Annotated in this window: 9 protein-coding genes and 1 tRNA gene; 5 read left to right on the top strand and 5 right to left on the bottom strand. The window is 65.5% G+C overall.

The genetic code is table 11. The features are described from left to right. Positions 1-66 precede the first annotated feature (66 nt). From dnaG to DIE03_RS00685, 4 genes are all read left to right on the top strand, one after another. On the top strand, positions 67-1941 hold the full coding sequence (dnaG, locus tag DIE03_RS00670; protein WP_124446512.1) for a DNA primase: 1875 nt from the start codon (positions 67-69) through the stop codon (positions 1939-1941). A gap of 88 nt (positions 1942-2029) precedes the next feature. After that, positions 2030-4447 carry an RNA polymerase sigma factor RpoD gene (gene rpoD, locus DIE03_RS00675; protein ID WP_124446514.1) on the top strand — a complete coding sequence of 806 codons (2418 nt, stop codon included), beginning with the start codon at positions 2030-2032 and terminating at the stop codon, positions 4445-4447. A 138-nt stretch (positions 4448-4585) separates the two neighbouring features. Next, positions 4586-4664, top strand: a tRNA-Ile gene (locus tag DIE03_RS00680). 300 nt (positions 4665-4964) lie between these two features. Beyond that, positions 4965-6515: a phospholipase D family protein gene (locus tag DIE03_RS00685; protein WP_124446516.1), complete on the top strand. Its 1551-nt coding sequence runs from the start codon at positions 4965-4967 to the stop codon at positions 6513-6515. A gap of 7 nt (positions 6516-6522) precedes the next feature. Here DIE03_RS00685 and DIE03_RS00690 read toward each other — a convergent pair whose 3' ends face one another. Next, positions 6523-7989, bottom strand: coding sequence for a PLP-dependent aminotransferase family protein (locus tag DIE03_RS00690; protein ID WP_124446517.1), 1467 nt, complete (start codon positions 7987-7989; stop codon positions 6523-6525). Between the two features lie 235 nt (positions 7990-8224). On the opposite strand from DIE03_RS00690, the gene DIE03_RS00695 reads away from it, so the two are divergent. Beyond that, entirely contained in the window at positions 8225-8875 is a 651-nt protein-coding gene (locus DIE03_RS00695; protein ID WP_124446519.1) for a pyridoxamine 5'-phosphate oxidase family protein, read from the top strand. A gap of 52 nt (positions 8876-8927) precedes the next feature. Here DIE03_RS00695 and DIE03_RS00700 read toward each other — a convergent pair whose 3' ends face one another. The 4 genes from DIE03_RS00700 to DIE03_RS00720 form a co-directional block, all read right to left on the bottom strand. Further along, positions 8928-10586, bottom strand: a complete 1659-nt coding sequence (locus DIE03_RS00700) for a DUF3300 domain-containing protein (protein ID WP_124446521.1) — start codon at positions 10584-10586, stop codon at positions 8928-8930. Between the two features lie 379 nt (positions 10587-10965). Next, entirely contained in the window at positions 10966-12798 is a 1833-nt protein-coding gene (locus DIE03_RS00705; RefSeq protein WP_124446523.1) for a protease pro-enzyme activation domain-containing protein, read from the bottom strand. Positions 12799-13408: 610 nt separating this feature from the next. Then, on the bottom strand, positions 13409-14431 hold the full coding sequence (locus DIE03_RS38600; protein ID WP_260434767.1) for a HAMP domain-containing sensor histidine kinase: 1023 nt from the start codon (positions 14429-14431) through the stop codon (positions 13409-13411). After that, positions 14428-15120 (bottom strand): response regulator, encoded by a 693-nt coding sequence (locus DIE03_RS00720; RefSeq protein ID WP_124446525.1) that lies wholly within the window; start codon positions 15118-15120, stop codon positions 14428-14430. The genes DIE03_RS38600 and DIE03_RS00720 overlap by 4 nt, the downstream gene beginning before the upstream one ends. Positions 15121-15129: the final 9 nt, after the last annotated feature.

A 15129-nucleotide genomic window follows, 5' to 3' on the forward strand; every position in this document is an offset into this window, starting at 1 on the left:
CGTTCCCGGTGCGCCCAGCGATGCGCGCGCCGGGCGTCGTATTGTCTTTTTTCGCTCGATCCCACGGTGATTCCGCATTCTTTCCTGCAGGACTTGCTGAACCGCGTCGATATCGTCGACGTGGTGGGCCGGTACGTGCAGCTCAAGAAGGGCGGCGCCAACTTCATGGGGTTGTGCCCGTTCCATAACGAGAAGAGCCCGTCGTTTACCGTCAGTCCGACCAAACAGTTCTATCACTGCTTCGGTTGCGGCGCGCACGGCACGGCGATCGGCTTCCTGATGGAGCACGCGGGGCTCACGTTCCCGGAAGCCGTGCAGGAACTCGCGCAGTCCGTCGGGCTGACCGTGCCGCACGAACCGTCGATGCGCGGCGGTGGGGGCGGAGGCGGTGGCGGCGACTATCCGGCGCCGGTGTCGAAATCGGTCGCGACCGCACTGTCCGACGCGATGACGGCCGCATGCGACTACTACCGCAAGCAGTTGCGCGGCGCGACGGTTGCGATCCAGTATCTGAAGAACCGGGGCCTGACCGGCGAGATCGCCGCGCGCTTCGGTCTCGGCTATGCGCCGGACGGCTGGCAGAACCTCGAAGCCGCGTTCCCGGACTATCACGACGAATCGCTCGTCGAGTCGGGGCTCGTGATCGTCAGCGAGAAGACCGACGCGCAGGGCGTCGCGCGCCGCTACGACCGGTTCCGCGAGCGGATCATGTTCCCGATCCGCAACGTGAAGGGGCAGGTGATCGGCTTCGGCGGCCGCGTGCTCGGCAGCGGCGAACCGAAGTACCTGAACTCGCCCGAAACGCCGCTGTTCAACAAGGGCAGCGAGCTGTACGGGCTGTTCGAGGCGCGGCTCGCGATTCGCGAGCGCAAGTACGTGCTGGTCGTCGAAGGCTACATGGACGTCGTCGCGCTCGCGCAGCTCGGGTTTCCGAACGCGGTCGCGACGCTCGGCACCGCGTGCACGCCGATTCACGTGCAGAAGCTGCTGCGCCAGACCGACACGGTCATTTTCAGTTTCGACGGCGATTCGGCCGGGCGGCGGGCGGCGCGGCGCGCGCTCGAGGCCTGCCTGCCGCATGCGGGCGACAATCGCACGATCCGGTTCCTTTTTCTGCCGACCGAGCATGATCCGGACAGCTATGTACGCGAGTTCGGCGCGGACGCGTTCTCCGAGCAGGTCGAGCGCGCGATGCCGCTGTCGCAATTTCTGTTGAACGAAGCGATTGCCGGCAAGGCGCTCGATCAGCCGGAAGGGCGCGCGAAGGCGCTGTTCGATGCGAAGCCGCTGTTGCAGGCGCTGCCCGCGAACGCGTTGCGTGCACAGATCATGCACATGTTCGCGGACCGCCTCGACATCCCGTTCGAAGAGGTCGCGGGGCTGTCCGACGTCGACACGCGGATCGCTGCGCCGCCGCGCCAGGCGCCCCCGCGCAGCGAGCGCCGACGCGTGACGGACAGCGAAAAGCGCGCGTTGCGCACGCTGGTGATGCATCCGCGCATCGCGTCGCAGCTCGACGACGAACAGATTGCGACCCTGCGCGCGTTGCCGCGCATCGGCGAACTGTTCGCGGAAGTCGTCGACCATGCGCGCGCGCTGGGCGATGGCGCGGAGTTCCGGCTGCTGTCGGATGTCCTGCGGACGTCCTCGAACGGGGCGACTTACGAGGAAATCTTCCGCGAAATTCTGGACTATGATGAAAACGTCCGCGATTTGCTGTTACAGAATCCGGAAGACGAGACGGTGCCCGAGCGGCAGCGTGAGCAGGAACGCATCGCGGGGGAGGAGCTGCAGGCGGCGGTGCTCAAGATGCGCTACGACGCCTGCTGCGACCGGCTTGACCGGCTGGCGCGGCAGTCCGCCTTCACCCCCGAGGAATTGGCTGAATTGACGGAATTGAACCAGCAGCGAACCGACATGAAACGTCGGCTCGGGCTGTAGGCGGCCGGGGCGCTTAGAGAGGGCGCCCCAGCGTGCTATAATATAAGGTTTCCAGCGGTTTGTTTTCCAAGCAAAGGCGAGAATCGCGATGGCAAAGACGACAGGCGGAAAGAAAGCAGCAGGCAAGGGCTCGACGGAGCCGACCAAGAAGGTCACAGCGGCCAAGTCTGCTTCTTCCACCAGGACAACGTCTTCAGCCACGTCAGCCCCAGCAGGAAAGAAAACCGCGGCCGGCACTGCTCAGGCTGCGCCGGCGCCGGCAGCCAGAACACGGGCTGCCGCCAGACCCGACTCCGGGCCGGCCAAGCCGGCGGCGAAGCGGGCAAGTGCGAAAAGCGCAAGGGACACGACTGCCGACGCGGACGAAACGGCAGTACGTACTACTCATGCACCCACGGTTCAACCGGCTGTCGTCCAGCAGCCGCGAGTCGATATAGCCGGTACGGCGAACTCCATGACCAAAAAGCTGAACGAAGTATCCGTCGAAGACGACGCAAATCAGAGCGACGAGCAGCCCGCAGCCGCGGCTGCTCCGGGCAAATCCAAGGTGCGCGATCGTCGCGCCAAGGAAAAGGCGCTGCTGAAGGAAGCGTTCGCGACGAGCACGCCGGGCACGGCCGAGGAGCTCGAAGAGCGCCGCGTGAAACTGCGCGCGCTGATCAAGCTCGGCAAGGAGCGCGGCTTCCTGACGTACGCCGAAATCAACGACCACCTGCCGGACAACTTCACCGAGACCGAAGCCCTCGAAGGCATCATCGGCACGTTCAACGACATGGGCGTGGCGGTTTACGAGCAGGCGCCGGACGCGGAAACGCTGCTCCTGAACGACAACGCGCCCGCCGCGTCGTCGGACGATGAAGTCGAGGAGGAAGCGGAAGTCGCGCTGTCCACCGTCGATTCGGAATTCGGCCGCACGACCGATCCGGTCCGGATGTACATGCGCGAAATGGGCACGGTCGAGCTGCTCACGCGCGAAGGCGAAATCGAGATCGCGAAGCGGATCGAGGACGGCCTGCGCCACATGGTGATGGCCATCTCCGCGTGCCCGACGACGATCGCCGACATCCTCGCGATGGCCGAACGCGTCGCGAACGAAGAGATCCGCGTCGACGAGCTCGTCGACGGCCTGCTCGATCCGAATGCTTCGGACTCCGCCGATACCGACGGCTTCTCCGCGAAGGAAGCGGAAGCCATCGAGAACGAGGACGAGGAAGCCGAAGAGGAAGAGGAAGAAGAGGAAGAGGAGGAAGACGACGGTGCCGCGCAGGCATCGGCGAACGCCGCCCAGCTCGAAGCCCTCAAGCGTGCGTCGCTCGAGAAGTTCTCGCAGATCAGCGAGTGGTTCGACAAGATGCGCCGCGCGTTCGAAAAGGAAGGCTACAAGTCGAAGGCCTACCTGAAGGCGCAGGAAACGATCCAGTCCGAACTGATGACGATCCGCTTCACCGCGCGTACCGTCGAACGCCTGTGCGACACGCTGCGTGCGCAGGTGGACGAAGTGCGTCAGGTCGAGCGCCAGATCCTGCACATCGTCGTCGACAAGTGCGGCATGCCGCGCTCGGAATTCATCGCGCGCTTCCCGGGCAGCGAGACCGATCTCGACTGGGCCGAGAAGATCACTGCAGAAGGCCATTCGTACAGCGCGGTGCTGTCGCGTAACGTTCCGGCGATCCGCGAACAGCAGCAGCGCCTGCTCGACCTGCAGGCGCGCGTCGTGCTGCCGCTGAAGGACCTGAAGGAAACCAACCGCCAGATGGCGGCCGGCGAACTGAAGGCACGCCAGGCGAAGCGTGAAATGACCGAGGCGAACCTGCGTCTCGTGATCTCGATCGCGAAGAAGTACACGAACCGCGGCCTGCAGTTCCTCGACCTGATCCAGGAAGGCAACATCGGCCTGATGAAGGCGGTGGACAAGTTCGAATACCGTCGCGGCTACAAGTTCTCGACCTACGCGACGTGGTGGATCCGTCAGGCCATCACGCGTTCGATCGCGGACCAGGCGCGCACGATCCGTATTCCGGTTCACATGATCGAGACGATCAACAAGATGAACCGCATCTCGCGGCAGATCCTGCAGGAAACCGGTCTCGAGCCGGATCCGGCAACGCTCGCCGAGAAGATGGAGATGCCGGAAGACAAGATCCGCAAGATCATGAAGATCGCGAAGGAGCCGATCTCGATGGAAACGCCGATCGGCGACGACGACGATTCCCATCTCGGCGACTTCATCGAGGACAACAACACGGTCGCGCCGGCGGATGCAGCGCTGCATGCCAGCATGCGCGACGTCGTGAAGGACGTGCTCGATTCGCTGACGCCGCGTGAGGCGAAGGTGCTGCGGATGCGTTTCGGTATCGAGATGAGCACTGACCACACGCTCGAGGAAGTCGGCAAGCAGTTCGACGTCACGCGCGAGCGGATCCGTCAGATCGAGGCCAAGGCGCTGCGCAAGCTGCGTCACCCGAGCCGTTCCGACAAGCTGAAGTCGTTCCTCGAAGGGAACTGATTTCCAGCGTCTCTGCCACGAACGCCGCCGGTATCCGCATGATGCCGGTGGCGTTTGTTCCCTTTGTCGTCTTTGTTGTTACAATGCCGGCCCGGCCTCGTTGCCGGGACAGCGTGTAGCACGCTTTGCTTCTCGTCTGGGCCCCTAGCTCATGCTTGGTTAGAGCAGCGAACTCATAATTCGTTGGTGCCGGGTTCGACTCCCGGGGGGCCCACCAGGTTCGCTTCCACGGTTGTCCGGGGAAGCCGCGAAACCCGCGATGCCGCACGGCGTCGCGGGTTTTTCTTTGGTGCGCGGTCGAGCGTATTGAGCGCGTTCGCGCCGGCGCCGCATGTCGCGTCTTCGCCACCGCGGAAACGCCGAAAGCGTGCCGACCCGATATCAATCGAAGTATGCTGTGGCGCGATCCGGTCGCATGCTGCTCCATCGCGCGCACCGGGGACCGGCGCCGCGCTCCGTCCGGCAGCCAGCCAGAACAAACACAATCCGACTTCGCCCGACAATGGGGGCGGCCAACATGATCATGCTGCGTTCGTGGGGTGCGGTTCTGTCGTTGCTGATGCTTGCTGCGTGCGCGAGCCTGCCGCCGCAGGCCGACCGCACGCCGACGCATGCATTCACCGATACCGACAATACGCGCCTCGGTGTGGCATTTCGCCAGCAGGCCGCCGCGCATCCCGGGCTGGACGCGTTCCATTTGCTGACCGATCCGGTCGACGCGCTGGATGCGCGCGTGCTGCTCGCCGACCGCGCCGACCGGTCGCTCGACCTTCAGTACTACATCTGGCACGACGACCTGACCGGGCACGAACTGGCCGATGCGGTCATCCGCGCGGCCGATCGCGGCGTGCGCGTGCGCGCGCTGCTCGACGATCTCGGCACCAACGCGGACGACCGCAAGCTGCTCGAGATCAGCGCGCACCCGAACATCGAGATCCGGCTGTTCAATCCGGTGGCCACTCGCCGGTTCAAGAAGATCGGCACGGTATTCGAGTTCGCGCGCGTCAACCGGCGCATGCACAACAAGGCGATGATCGCGGACAACCAGGCGGCGATCGTCGGTGGCCGCAATATCGGCGACGAGTACTTCGGTGCGTCTTCGATGCTGGAGTTCGGCGATCTCGATGTCGTCGTTCACGGCCCGGCGGTGAAGGCCATCTCGACCGAATTCGATACGTTCTGGAATTCTCCGTACGCGTATCCGATCGACGTGCTGGTCGGGCACGATGCGGCGCCGGGCGGGCTCGATCGCGAGCGCGAACGGTTGCGCGACTACCTGAGAGCCATGGAGGACAATCCGTATGTGCTCGAGGCCCGGCAGCGGCTCGATCGGATCGTGCATGGGCAGGGTACCGAATTGTCGTGGGGGCGCGCGACGGTGCTGTACGACGATCCGTCGAAGATCGCGCACGCGCCGAAGGACGCCGACGGGCACCTGACGCCGCAATTGCGCGCGCTTGCGTTGCAGCCCCAGCACGACCTGCTGATCGTGTCGCCGTATTTCGTGCCGGGCAAGGACGTCGTCGAGCGGCTGCGTGCGCTCACGGCGCGCGGCGTGCGCGTGACGGTGCTGACCAACTCGCTCGCGTCGACCGACGTGGCGGCCGTGCATGCCGGCTACCGGCATTATCGAAGCGACCTGGTGAATGCCGGCGTGCGGCTTTACGAACGGCGGCCGTCGGGCGACAAGAGCATTTCGAAGCAGGTCATCATCGGCTCGTCACGCGCGTCGCTGCACGCGAAGACCTACGTGTTCGATCACCAGAGCATTTTCATCGGGTCGATGAATCTCGATCCGCGCTCGCTGAACCTCAATACGGAGATCGGCGTGTATTGCGAAAGTCCGGCAATTGCGTCGCAGGTGGCGAACGATCTCGAGGCGCGGCTCGACCGGATCGCGTGGCGTGTCGAGGCGACGACCGATGCGGCCGGGAAAGGGCGGCTCGTGTGGATTCAGACCGATGCGGACGGGAAGGTCACCGAAATCGATCACGAACCGGAAGTGTCGCCCGCACGGCGGATGGAGGTCTGGTTTCTGGGGCTGTTTCCGATCGAGTCGCAACTGTGAGCGACGCTCAGCGGCGCGTGCGGCCGAGTCGTTCGATGACGGCCGCGAACTGCGTCGTTGCTGAGTCGATCGTCGCGTCGTCCAGCCCGGAATAGCCGAGCACGAAGCCGTTGTACGTGCGGCCGTCGCCGACGCGGTAGCTGCTCAGCGGCTGCAGCAGCAGGCCCTGCGCGGCCGCGGCGCGCGCGACGTCGGTGTCGTGCAGCGGCACCGTGAGATCCGCCGACAGATGCATGCCGCCCGGACTGTCACGCACGCTCAATGCGGTGCCGAGGTGGCGCGCGAGGGCGGCTTCGAGGCTGCTGCGCCGCTCGGCATAGAGCGACCTCATCCTGCGCAGGTGCCGTGCAAAGAGGCCGGTGTCGATGAATTCGGCCATCGCGAGCTGGTCGGCCGAATGACCGCGATGGACGAGTTCGCGCAGCGTTCGCGTGAAGCGATCGACGAGAATCGGCGGCACCACCATGAAGCCGAGCCGAAGCGCGGGAAACATCGTCTTGCTGAAGGTGCCGAGATAGCAGACCGGCGCGTCGGGATGCAGGCCCTGGATCGCGGGCAACGGCTGGCCGTCGTGACGGAACTCGCTGTCGTAATCGTCCTCGACGATCCACGCACCGCACGCGAGCGCACGCTCGACGAGCGCTGCGCGCCGTGCCGGGCTCATCAGTGCGCCGAGCGGATATTGGTGCGATGGCGTCGTATAGATCAGCCGGGGCGGCTGGCTACGCCACTGTGCGTCGGTAGGCGCCATCCCTTCGTGATCGACCTCGATCGGCACGAGATTCAGGCCGGTCGATCGGAAGGCTGTCCGCGCGCCGTTGTAGCAGGGATTCTCGAGCCAGCCGTATTCGCCGGGATTCGCGAGCATGCGCGCACACAGCTCGAGGCTGCCTTGCGTGCCGTCGGTGATGAATACCTGGCCCGTGTCGCAGCGCACGCCTCGCGACACGCGGATGTACGCGGCCACCGCGCGCCTGAGCTCGGGCAGCCCTTCGACCGGCCCATACGCGAGCTGGGCGGGCTTGATGGTTTTCCATGCACGCTCGATGCAGCGGCGCCACTGCGCCACGGGGAATTCGTCGAGTGACGGGAGGCCGGGGACGAACGGCAGCATGCGTTCGGGCTCGGGATCGGCGTTCTCCAGCCCTTGCACGCGCGCCGACAGCCGAACCGCGGGCGGCCCGTCTTCATTCGCGGCGCTCGCGCGGCTGCATCCGTCCCATCGCGTGATCGTGCCGTTGCGCGTGGCGGCTACGAAGCCTTCTTCCGCCAGCCGCTCGTACGCATAGACCGCCGAGTTGCGTGCAATACCCAGCTCGGCCGCGAGCACGCGCGTCGACACGAGCCGCGTGCCGGGCGGAAGGTGCCCGTCGAGCAGCAGCGTGCGCAGGCTCCGGTACAGCGCTTCTTGCTGGCTGTGTCGGGTCGTGCCGTCCTGTCGGGCAAGCGACGAGATGAGCAGCGCGAAATCCATAGGCTGGTTCCAGAAATTTTCGTTGTGCTGGTTCTTTTGAAGATGCCGCGCGCATCGTATCGTTCACGTTCTCGCGGTGCAGACCGGCGCGCAAGCCGTGCCGGCGATCGCCGCGGCCTGCTGCACGTCGGTATTCTGATCGATTTGACATGCGACTGTCGACGAGCCCGGCGACGGGCAATTCGGCCGTGAATACGGCGCGCTACCGATTCAATTCACTTCGTAGTCCAGACATATGAAAGACCAGACCGCCATCGCTCCCACACCGCGTACGACCATTCGCCGCCTGCCCGAGCTGGCCAGTCACGATCGCGCGATGCTCCACCGCATCGTGGACGAGGCCTACGTCTGTCACATCGCGTTCGGCGACGGGCAGGACACGCACTGTATTCCGACCGCGCACTGGAGGCGCGGTGACGATCTCCATATCCACGGATCCAACGGCAGCCGGATGATCAGGGCGCTGTCGGCGGGTGCGCAGGCTTGCGTCGCGATCACGTTGCTGGACGGTCTCGTACTGGCCAGGTCGGCCTTCAACCATTCGATGAATTACCGATCGGCGGTGATCTACGGGCAGTTCGAGGTGGTGGAGGGCGGTGCGGAAAAGCTCGCGGCACTGGATGCGTTGATGGACAAGATTGCGCCGGGCCGCAGGCATGAAGCGCGGCCGGGCAATGCGAAGGAAATCAACGCGACCAGCGTGCTGCGGATTTCCATGGACGAAGCGGCCGTGAAAATCAGCGATTCGCTGCCGTCCGACAAGGACGAAGATCTGGCGCTTGCCGTCTGGACCGGAATCCTGCCGCTGAAGACGGCACGCGGTACGCCGGTGCATGCCGACGGCAACGTGCCCGTGCCGGACTACGTGCGGAACTGGGCCGATTGAGGAGGGCGATCGCCGGACGGCAGCGCGGCATTCACGCTGACGTCGGCGGGACTTACCCCGGATGATGCTCGTGCGACTCGTGCTGCGGGTGCGGCTCGGGCGGGTGCGGATGCGGAGCCGCCGCGTGCTCGGTTGCCGGTTGCCGAGGCCGCGGTGCCGCGTGTTCCTGCGGCGGTGCTTCGGCGTGCGGCTGCATCTCCTTGCGTTGTTGCTGCTGGGCCTCACTGCGTTGCTGGGCTTCCGCTCGTTGCTGCTGCGCTTCGTTACGCTGCTGGGCCTGCGCGCGGCCCTGTTGTTGCGCTTCGTTGCGTTGCTGCATCGCTTCGCGTTGTTGCGCCGTATTGTGCTGCTGCATGTCCTCGCGTTGCTGTTGTTGCTGTGCCGCCGCACGATTTTCCTGCGCGGTTGCGCGCTCCTGCTGCATCGCCTGCTGCCGCTCGTCGTGCGTCGCGCCGGGCGGATGCTGCGCCGGCGCCACGGCATGCGGCGCGTTCGCATGGTTCTGCGCGAATGCTTCCGGCGCGGGCCGCGTGCCGGGACGTGCGTCGTTTGCGCCGAAGTGCGGCATCGTCATCGGCGCGGCGCGCTCGCGCTGCTCCATGGCCTGTCCGCGCATCGGTTCGGCACCGGGCTGTACGGCATTGCGCTCGATCGTCGTGTTGTTGGTGGTGACGTTGCCGCCGTAGTTGTTCGTGATGCGCGTGTTGCGGATGTTGGTGATGTTGTTGATCACGGTAGTCGACTTCGTCACGTACGTGGTGTGGTTGTACACCACGGCGGGGCGCTGCCAGCCATCGTGCCACCCCGGGCCTTCCGGACGCGGCGCCCCCCAGTTCATGCCCCATGCGTGCCAGCCCCAGTCGTGGTGCCCGAAGATCGCGGCGCCGACGGCGATGCCGACGCCGAACGTGATCACGCTGGCCGCAACGACTTCGCCGGTGCTGTATGCGGGCGGCCGGTACACGTAGCCAGGGTAGGCCGACACCGGTTCGCCGTAGACGACGGTCGGGTTGTAAGACGGCACGTACACGACATCCGGCTGCGCGGACTCGATCTCGATGGCCTGCGGCGGCGGCGGCACGATCGCGGGCCCGGCATATACGACCGGCGCGTCGGGGGCGGGCGTGTAGCCGGCCGGCGCGGCCTGCGCGACTTGCGTGACGCGCATCTGGCTGCCCGAACGGAGATGGCCGGACGTCTGCGCGCGCTGGCGCATCACCTGGATCGCGTTCATCACGTCGGTCGGGTCGTTGTAGTACGCCTGGCCGAGCGACGTGGTCCAGGCCGGGTTCGACGCCATTTGCGACAGCACCGCGGGGAAGGCGGTCAGCGCCTTGACGGACGGGTCCCATGGCTGCGCGTCGGCGGCGCTCGCGAGTGCCTGCCCCTCCAAGGCCGGATTCTGCGTGACCCAGTTGTTGGCGGCCGTCACCTGGTCCGGATACGTTGCGCCCGCAAGCACCAGCGCGACGAGTTTGTCGGGGAACAGCGCGATCGGCGCGACCATCTGGTAGAGCTGGTCGGCGCTCGGCGGCGTGTAGGCGACGGGCGTCGAGGCCGGCTGTGCCGCGGCGGCCGCGCTCGCATCGCTCGCCGGGGCGGCGGGGCTGTTGTCGCTATTCTTGTTGCAGGCCGACAGGCCGAGCAGCGACACGATGAGGGACGACGCGATCAGCGTTCTAACAGGGCGGTGTGCACGTGTGTCGTTCATGTTGTTCATTCGGTGTGGAGGCAGCGTTGGCAGGCACGCGGGCTGCGCGATCGTGTTCGCATGGCGGAAGTCCCGCGACGAATCGTCATATTCAGTTAAACGCACGACACGCGCGGAAGTTGTCGGCGTGTTGTGTAACAGTGTGTACCTTGCAGTCCGTAAGCGGGCGGGCGCCCGGCGGGTAATCGTTCTGAAAGTTGCTGGCGCAACGATTGCAAGGTCGGCGTGCGTACCGTCGCGCCGGATGCTGTTCTGCGAGATCGCGCGGAATGCAGAAAACCCGCGACGGCTTGCGCCTGTCGCGGGCTGTTACGCGGTTGCGTGCGGTTCCGTGTGCAACCGACGACGCACACCCGGAACCGGGTCGATCATCGGTTCATCAGCGCGCGAAATCCGACGTGCTCTGGATGAACGCGTTCAGCTTCGAGATGTTCACGCTGCCGAAGCCCGTCGTCGCGTCCCAGCCGGCCTTCGCCTTGTAGCCGTACGTGCCGCTGCCGTTGTTGCCGGACGTGACGTCGTGCAGCAGCGCCGCGTTGGACGGGAAGTACTTGTAGATGCTCGACGCGGGGAAGCCGAGCGCATTGTTGTTGGCCGACTGCAGCCGCGCCCAGATGCCCGTGAAGATCGGCGCGGCGAGGCTCGTGCCGCCTTCGTTGTTCAGGTAGCCCGAGCCCCACAGCGTGTCGGACGTCTGGCCGTTCACGACGAGAATCGCGCCGGTGCGCAGGTCGGCGTCGAAGCCGACGTCGGGCAGTGCGCGCTTGGTCGATCCGGTCAGCGTCGACGACTGCCACGTCGGCGCGGCTTCGTACTTGCTGTACCCGCCGCCCGTCGACCACACGGTGCCCGCCTGCCAGCTCGGATCGTTCCAGACGATCTCGCTGTTGTACGCGTTGGTCGACGTATTCGTGAACAGCGTCGTGCCGCCTACCGCGATCACGTACGGCGACGTGGCCGGTTCGCTCACCGTGTAGGTCGAGCGCGACGGCGTGCCGCTCGCGCATTCGTACGCACCGTGATCGCCGGCCGAGACCGAGAAGGTCTGCCCCTGCGCGACCGCCTGCTTGAAGATGGTGTCGTCGGTTGCCTGCGAGCCGGTGCTGTTCGCGGACGATTCGCACACGCCGAGCGAGACGTTGATCACTTTCGCGACGTTGTCGGTTACCGCCTTGTTGTATGCGGCGGTGATCGCCGTGAGCGTCATCGACGGTGCCGCGTAGAACACGACCTGCTTCACGCTGCCGCCGGCCGTGCCGACGATCGACTGGCTGTCGAGATTCCACTCGACGGTACCGGACGTATCGGTGTACGAACTACCTGCCGGGCCCGTCTGCACGACGGTGCTGCTGATCGTGCCGAGGCCGTTGTTCGCGGCGAACGTATTGAGGTCGCTTACCGTCTGCGACAGGTCGCCTTCGGAGATGATGCCGACCGTGGTCTGCGAGGCAGTCGGCGTGCCGTCGCCGCCGTAGATCGACGAGAACTCGGTCGGGTTGTGCGGCACTGCCGACGCGCCGGCCGGGATCGTCAGGTTGCTGGTGTTGCCTTGCGGCTTGCTGCCCGCACCGGTATGCATCAGCTCGACGTTCTGCAGCCCGAGCACCGCGCCGACGATGCCGCCGATCGCGTTCGGCACTTGCGCGGCGTCGGTATTCGCATAGACGCTGCGGCCGTTGTGCGTGAAGCGCTTGAGCGTCGTGCGGAACGCGGACTTGATGGTCGCCGCGGTGCCGGACGCCGATACCAGCAGGCGGTTCGGCGCGACCACGATGTTCACGAAGCCTTCCTTGCGCAGGTGCGCGACGACGGACGCGACCTGCTGGTCGGTCGGCGCATATTGCGCGGCGAACTGCGCCGGCGTGAGGAACTGCTTGTAGTGCGGCGAGCCGGGCGTATGCAGGTCGCGCAGGTACTGGTCGAGTTGCGCCTCGTTGCGCAGGTTCAGCCCGAGCACGATGTCCACCGATTCGCCGGGCGCGAGCTCGACGGCCGCCGATGCCGCGGCCGCCGTGCTCGCGGCGGGCGCGCCGGCCGTACCGGCTTCGCTCTGCTGCACGAGCGGCAGGAACCCCTTGGTGTGGGTTTCCGTCCAGCCGGCCGCCGGCGCGGCATGGGCGGTCGCCATGCCGAACGACGCAACGGCTGCGGCGGCGGATGCGAGCTTGACGATGCGAATGTGCTTTTGTTTCTTGTCTGCAACCTGATTCATTTCAAATACCCCTCCGGTTGAACATCGAACGGCACGAACAACAACGGTCGACAGCGATGCGGGTCATGCATCGCCGTGTTCTGTCGCATGCGTGCGGATGGCACGGACGCGACAGGGCCTTTCGCCCGATCCGGAGAGATGGGTTTGCTCCGGGGGCGAAATTCGGAAAACGCGATAAAGGAAAAGCGGCGCCGGACTCGGCACGGGCGGGATTGCTAGAGCAACAGTTTCGTTGTCCTGCTCATTTGATTCGATCCTTCGGCCCGCTGCCGGATGACAGCTGTCCAATGAGATGCATCGGGATATTGCATGCGCCGGTGCGCGAACGAATCAGCCGGCGGCGAGCACTGCGGTGCAGCGGAAGCGAAAAAACGTGGAGCGGAATCGATTGCGTGGTGAGCAATTCGTCAGATTGCTTGCATCGGACGGTATCAAGAACGAAAGCAGAGTGTCAAACTTTTTTTGATTATATGAAACAAAATTAAATCGAATAAAGTGCAATGATTTTGAAAAGATCGACGGCATTTTGTAATGCTCGAAACCGGCGGGAAAGGTAATGCCGGAGTCGGTTCGCCGATCATTTCCGATTCGTTTTGTAATGGGTCGGTTGCTATCGAGGAAACACTCGAATCGCCGGCGCGTGCCGCGGGATGTCGAACTCGAGAACGGCAGCGCCGCCAGGCGATGCGAGATGGCGGACCTGCCCGCCGTGCGCCTCGACGACCGCGCGCGCGACGGACAGGCCGAGACCGGTTTCGACGAAGTGTCGTGAACCTTCGTTTTCGATCCGGACGACGGCGCCCGCAGCGCGGTTTTCGACGAAAAGCCTCAGCGTGGCCGGCGCGGAATGGCGCCGCAAGTCGTCGAGCAACGCGAGAACGGCTTGCCGGATGCGCGCGCAGTCGCAGGTCACGACGGCCGCGTCGGTCGCCAGGTCGATGACGAACCCCGCTTCACGAAATGCTTCGCGAACCGAATCGACGGCGCCGGCGATTTCGCGGTCGAGCGCCGTCGGGCTCAGGTCGAGTGTCAGTGCCTCCGGCCGTTCGGCAACCTCAAGGTCGTCGACGAACCGGAACAGGTCGTCGACCTGGTGAAGCAGCGCGTCGCGCGACGAAGTGCCGTCTTCGTGGGCGAGCGCCTTGATGGCTTCGAGCCGGGTTTCGAGTTCCGCGAGCGGCGTGCGCATCGAGCGACTGTTGCTTTCGGCGACGGCTGCCGGATGGGAAGGAATCCGATATTTCAATTGATGGGTCATCGCATTGAAGTCCTCGATGAAGCGCGACAGGTCGGCCATGCAGCCGTCGCGGGAAACGACGCGCGCCGACAAGTCGCCGGCGACGATGCGGCCGGTGTGGTCGACAACCGCATCGAGCGCCGCGAGCGTGCGGCGCATCTGCCGGAACAGGTCGAACGCGGTTGCCAGCAGGCACACGAACAGCACCGTCGCGAGCACCAGGTAAGGGGATGCATCGTGGATCATCGCGTCGGCCGTTGCGTCGTGCGGCAACGCAACCGGGTGACGCAACGCGTAGAGGAGGAATGCAGCGGTGCAGGCGATCAATGCGGCGACGATGGCGCCCAGGCCGATCGCCTGCCCGATTTGCCGGCCGGGCTTCGCCGGCAGCGTCACTGCGCGCCCCGCAGCCGGTAGCCGACACCGCGCATCACTTCGGGCATGCCCGGTGCACCGGCCTGTTCGAGCTTCTTGCGCAGCCTGCAGATGTGGCTGTCGACCGTGCGCTCCAGCGCGCTCACGTCGGCCATGCACGCATCGAGCAGCTCGCCGCGCGTGAACACGCGGCTCGGCGATCGCGCCATGTGTGCGAGCAGCCGGAATTCGGTCAGCGTCAGCGTGATCGGGATCTCGGCAGAATCCGTCCGCACGCGGGCCAGATAGCTGTCGGTGTCGATCTCCAGGTCGCCGACGCGCAGCATGCGCGTGGCCGGCGGCGCGGCCGAGCGGCGCAGGATCGCGCGCAGCCGCGCGACGACCTCGGCCGGGTTGAACGGCTTGACGATGTAGTCGTCCGCGCCGGCGTGCAGCGCCTGCAGCCGGTCGAGGTCGCGGTCGAATGCCGTGAGGACGACGACGGGCGTATTGCCGCGCCGCCGCAGCTCGGTGAGCACCTCCCAGCCGTTCTTCTGCGGCATCTTCACGTCGAGCAGGATCAGGTCGGGCTTCAGGTGCGGCTGCACGTCGAGCACCGCTTGCCCGTCGGCGACGCGGTAGGTGCGAAAGCCGTCGTGCGTCAGGTACGCGTCGAGGATGTCCGAGATGTCGGGCTCGTCTTCTGCAATCAGTATCAGGGAATGGGTCATGGAGTGTGC

Origin of the sequence: Burkholderia sp. Bp8992 (genome assembly GCF_003853705.1) — a bacterium.
Lineage (GTDB): Bacteria > Pseudomonadota > Gammaproteobacteria > Burkholderiales > Burkholderiaceae > Burkholderia.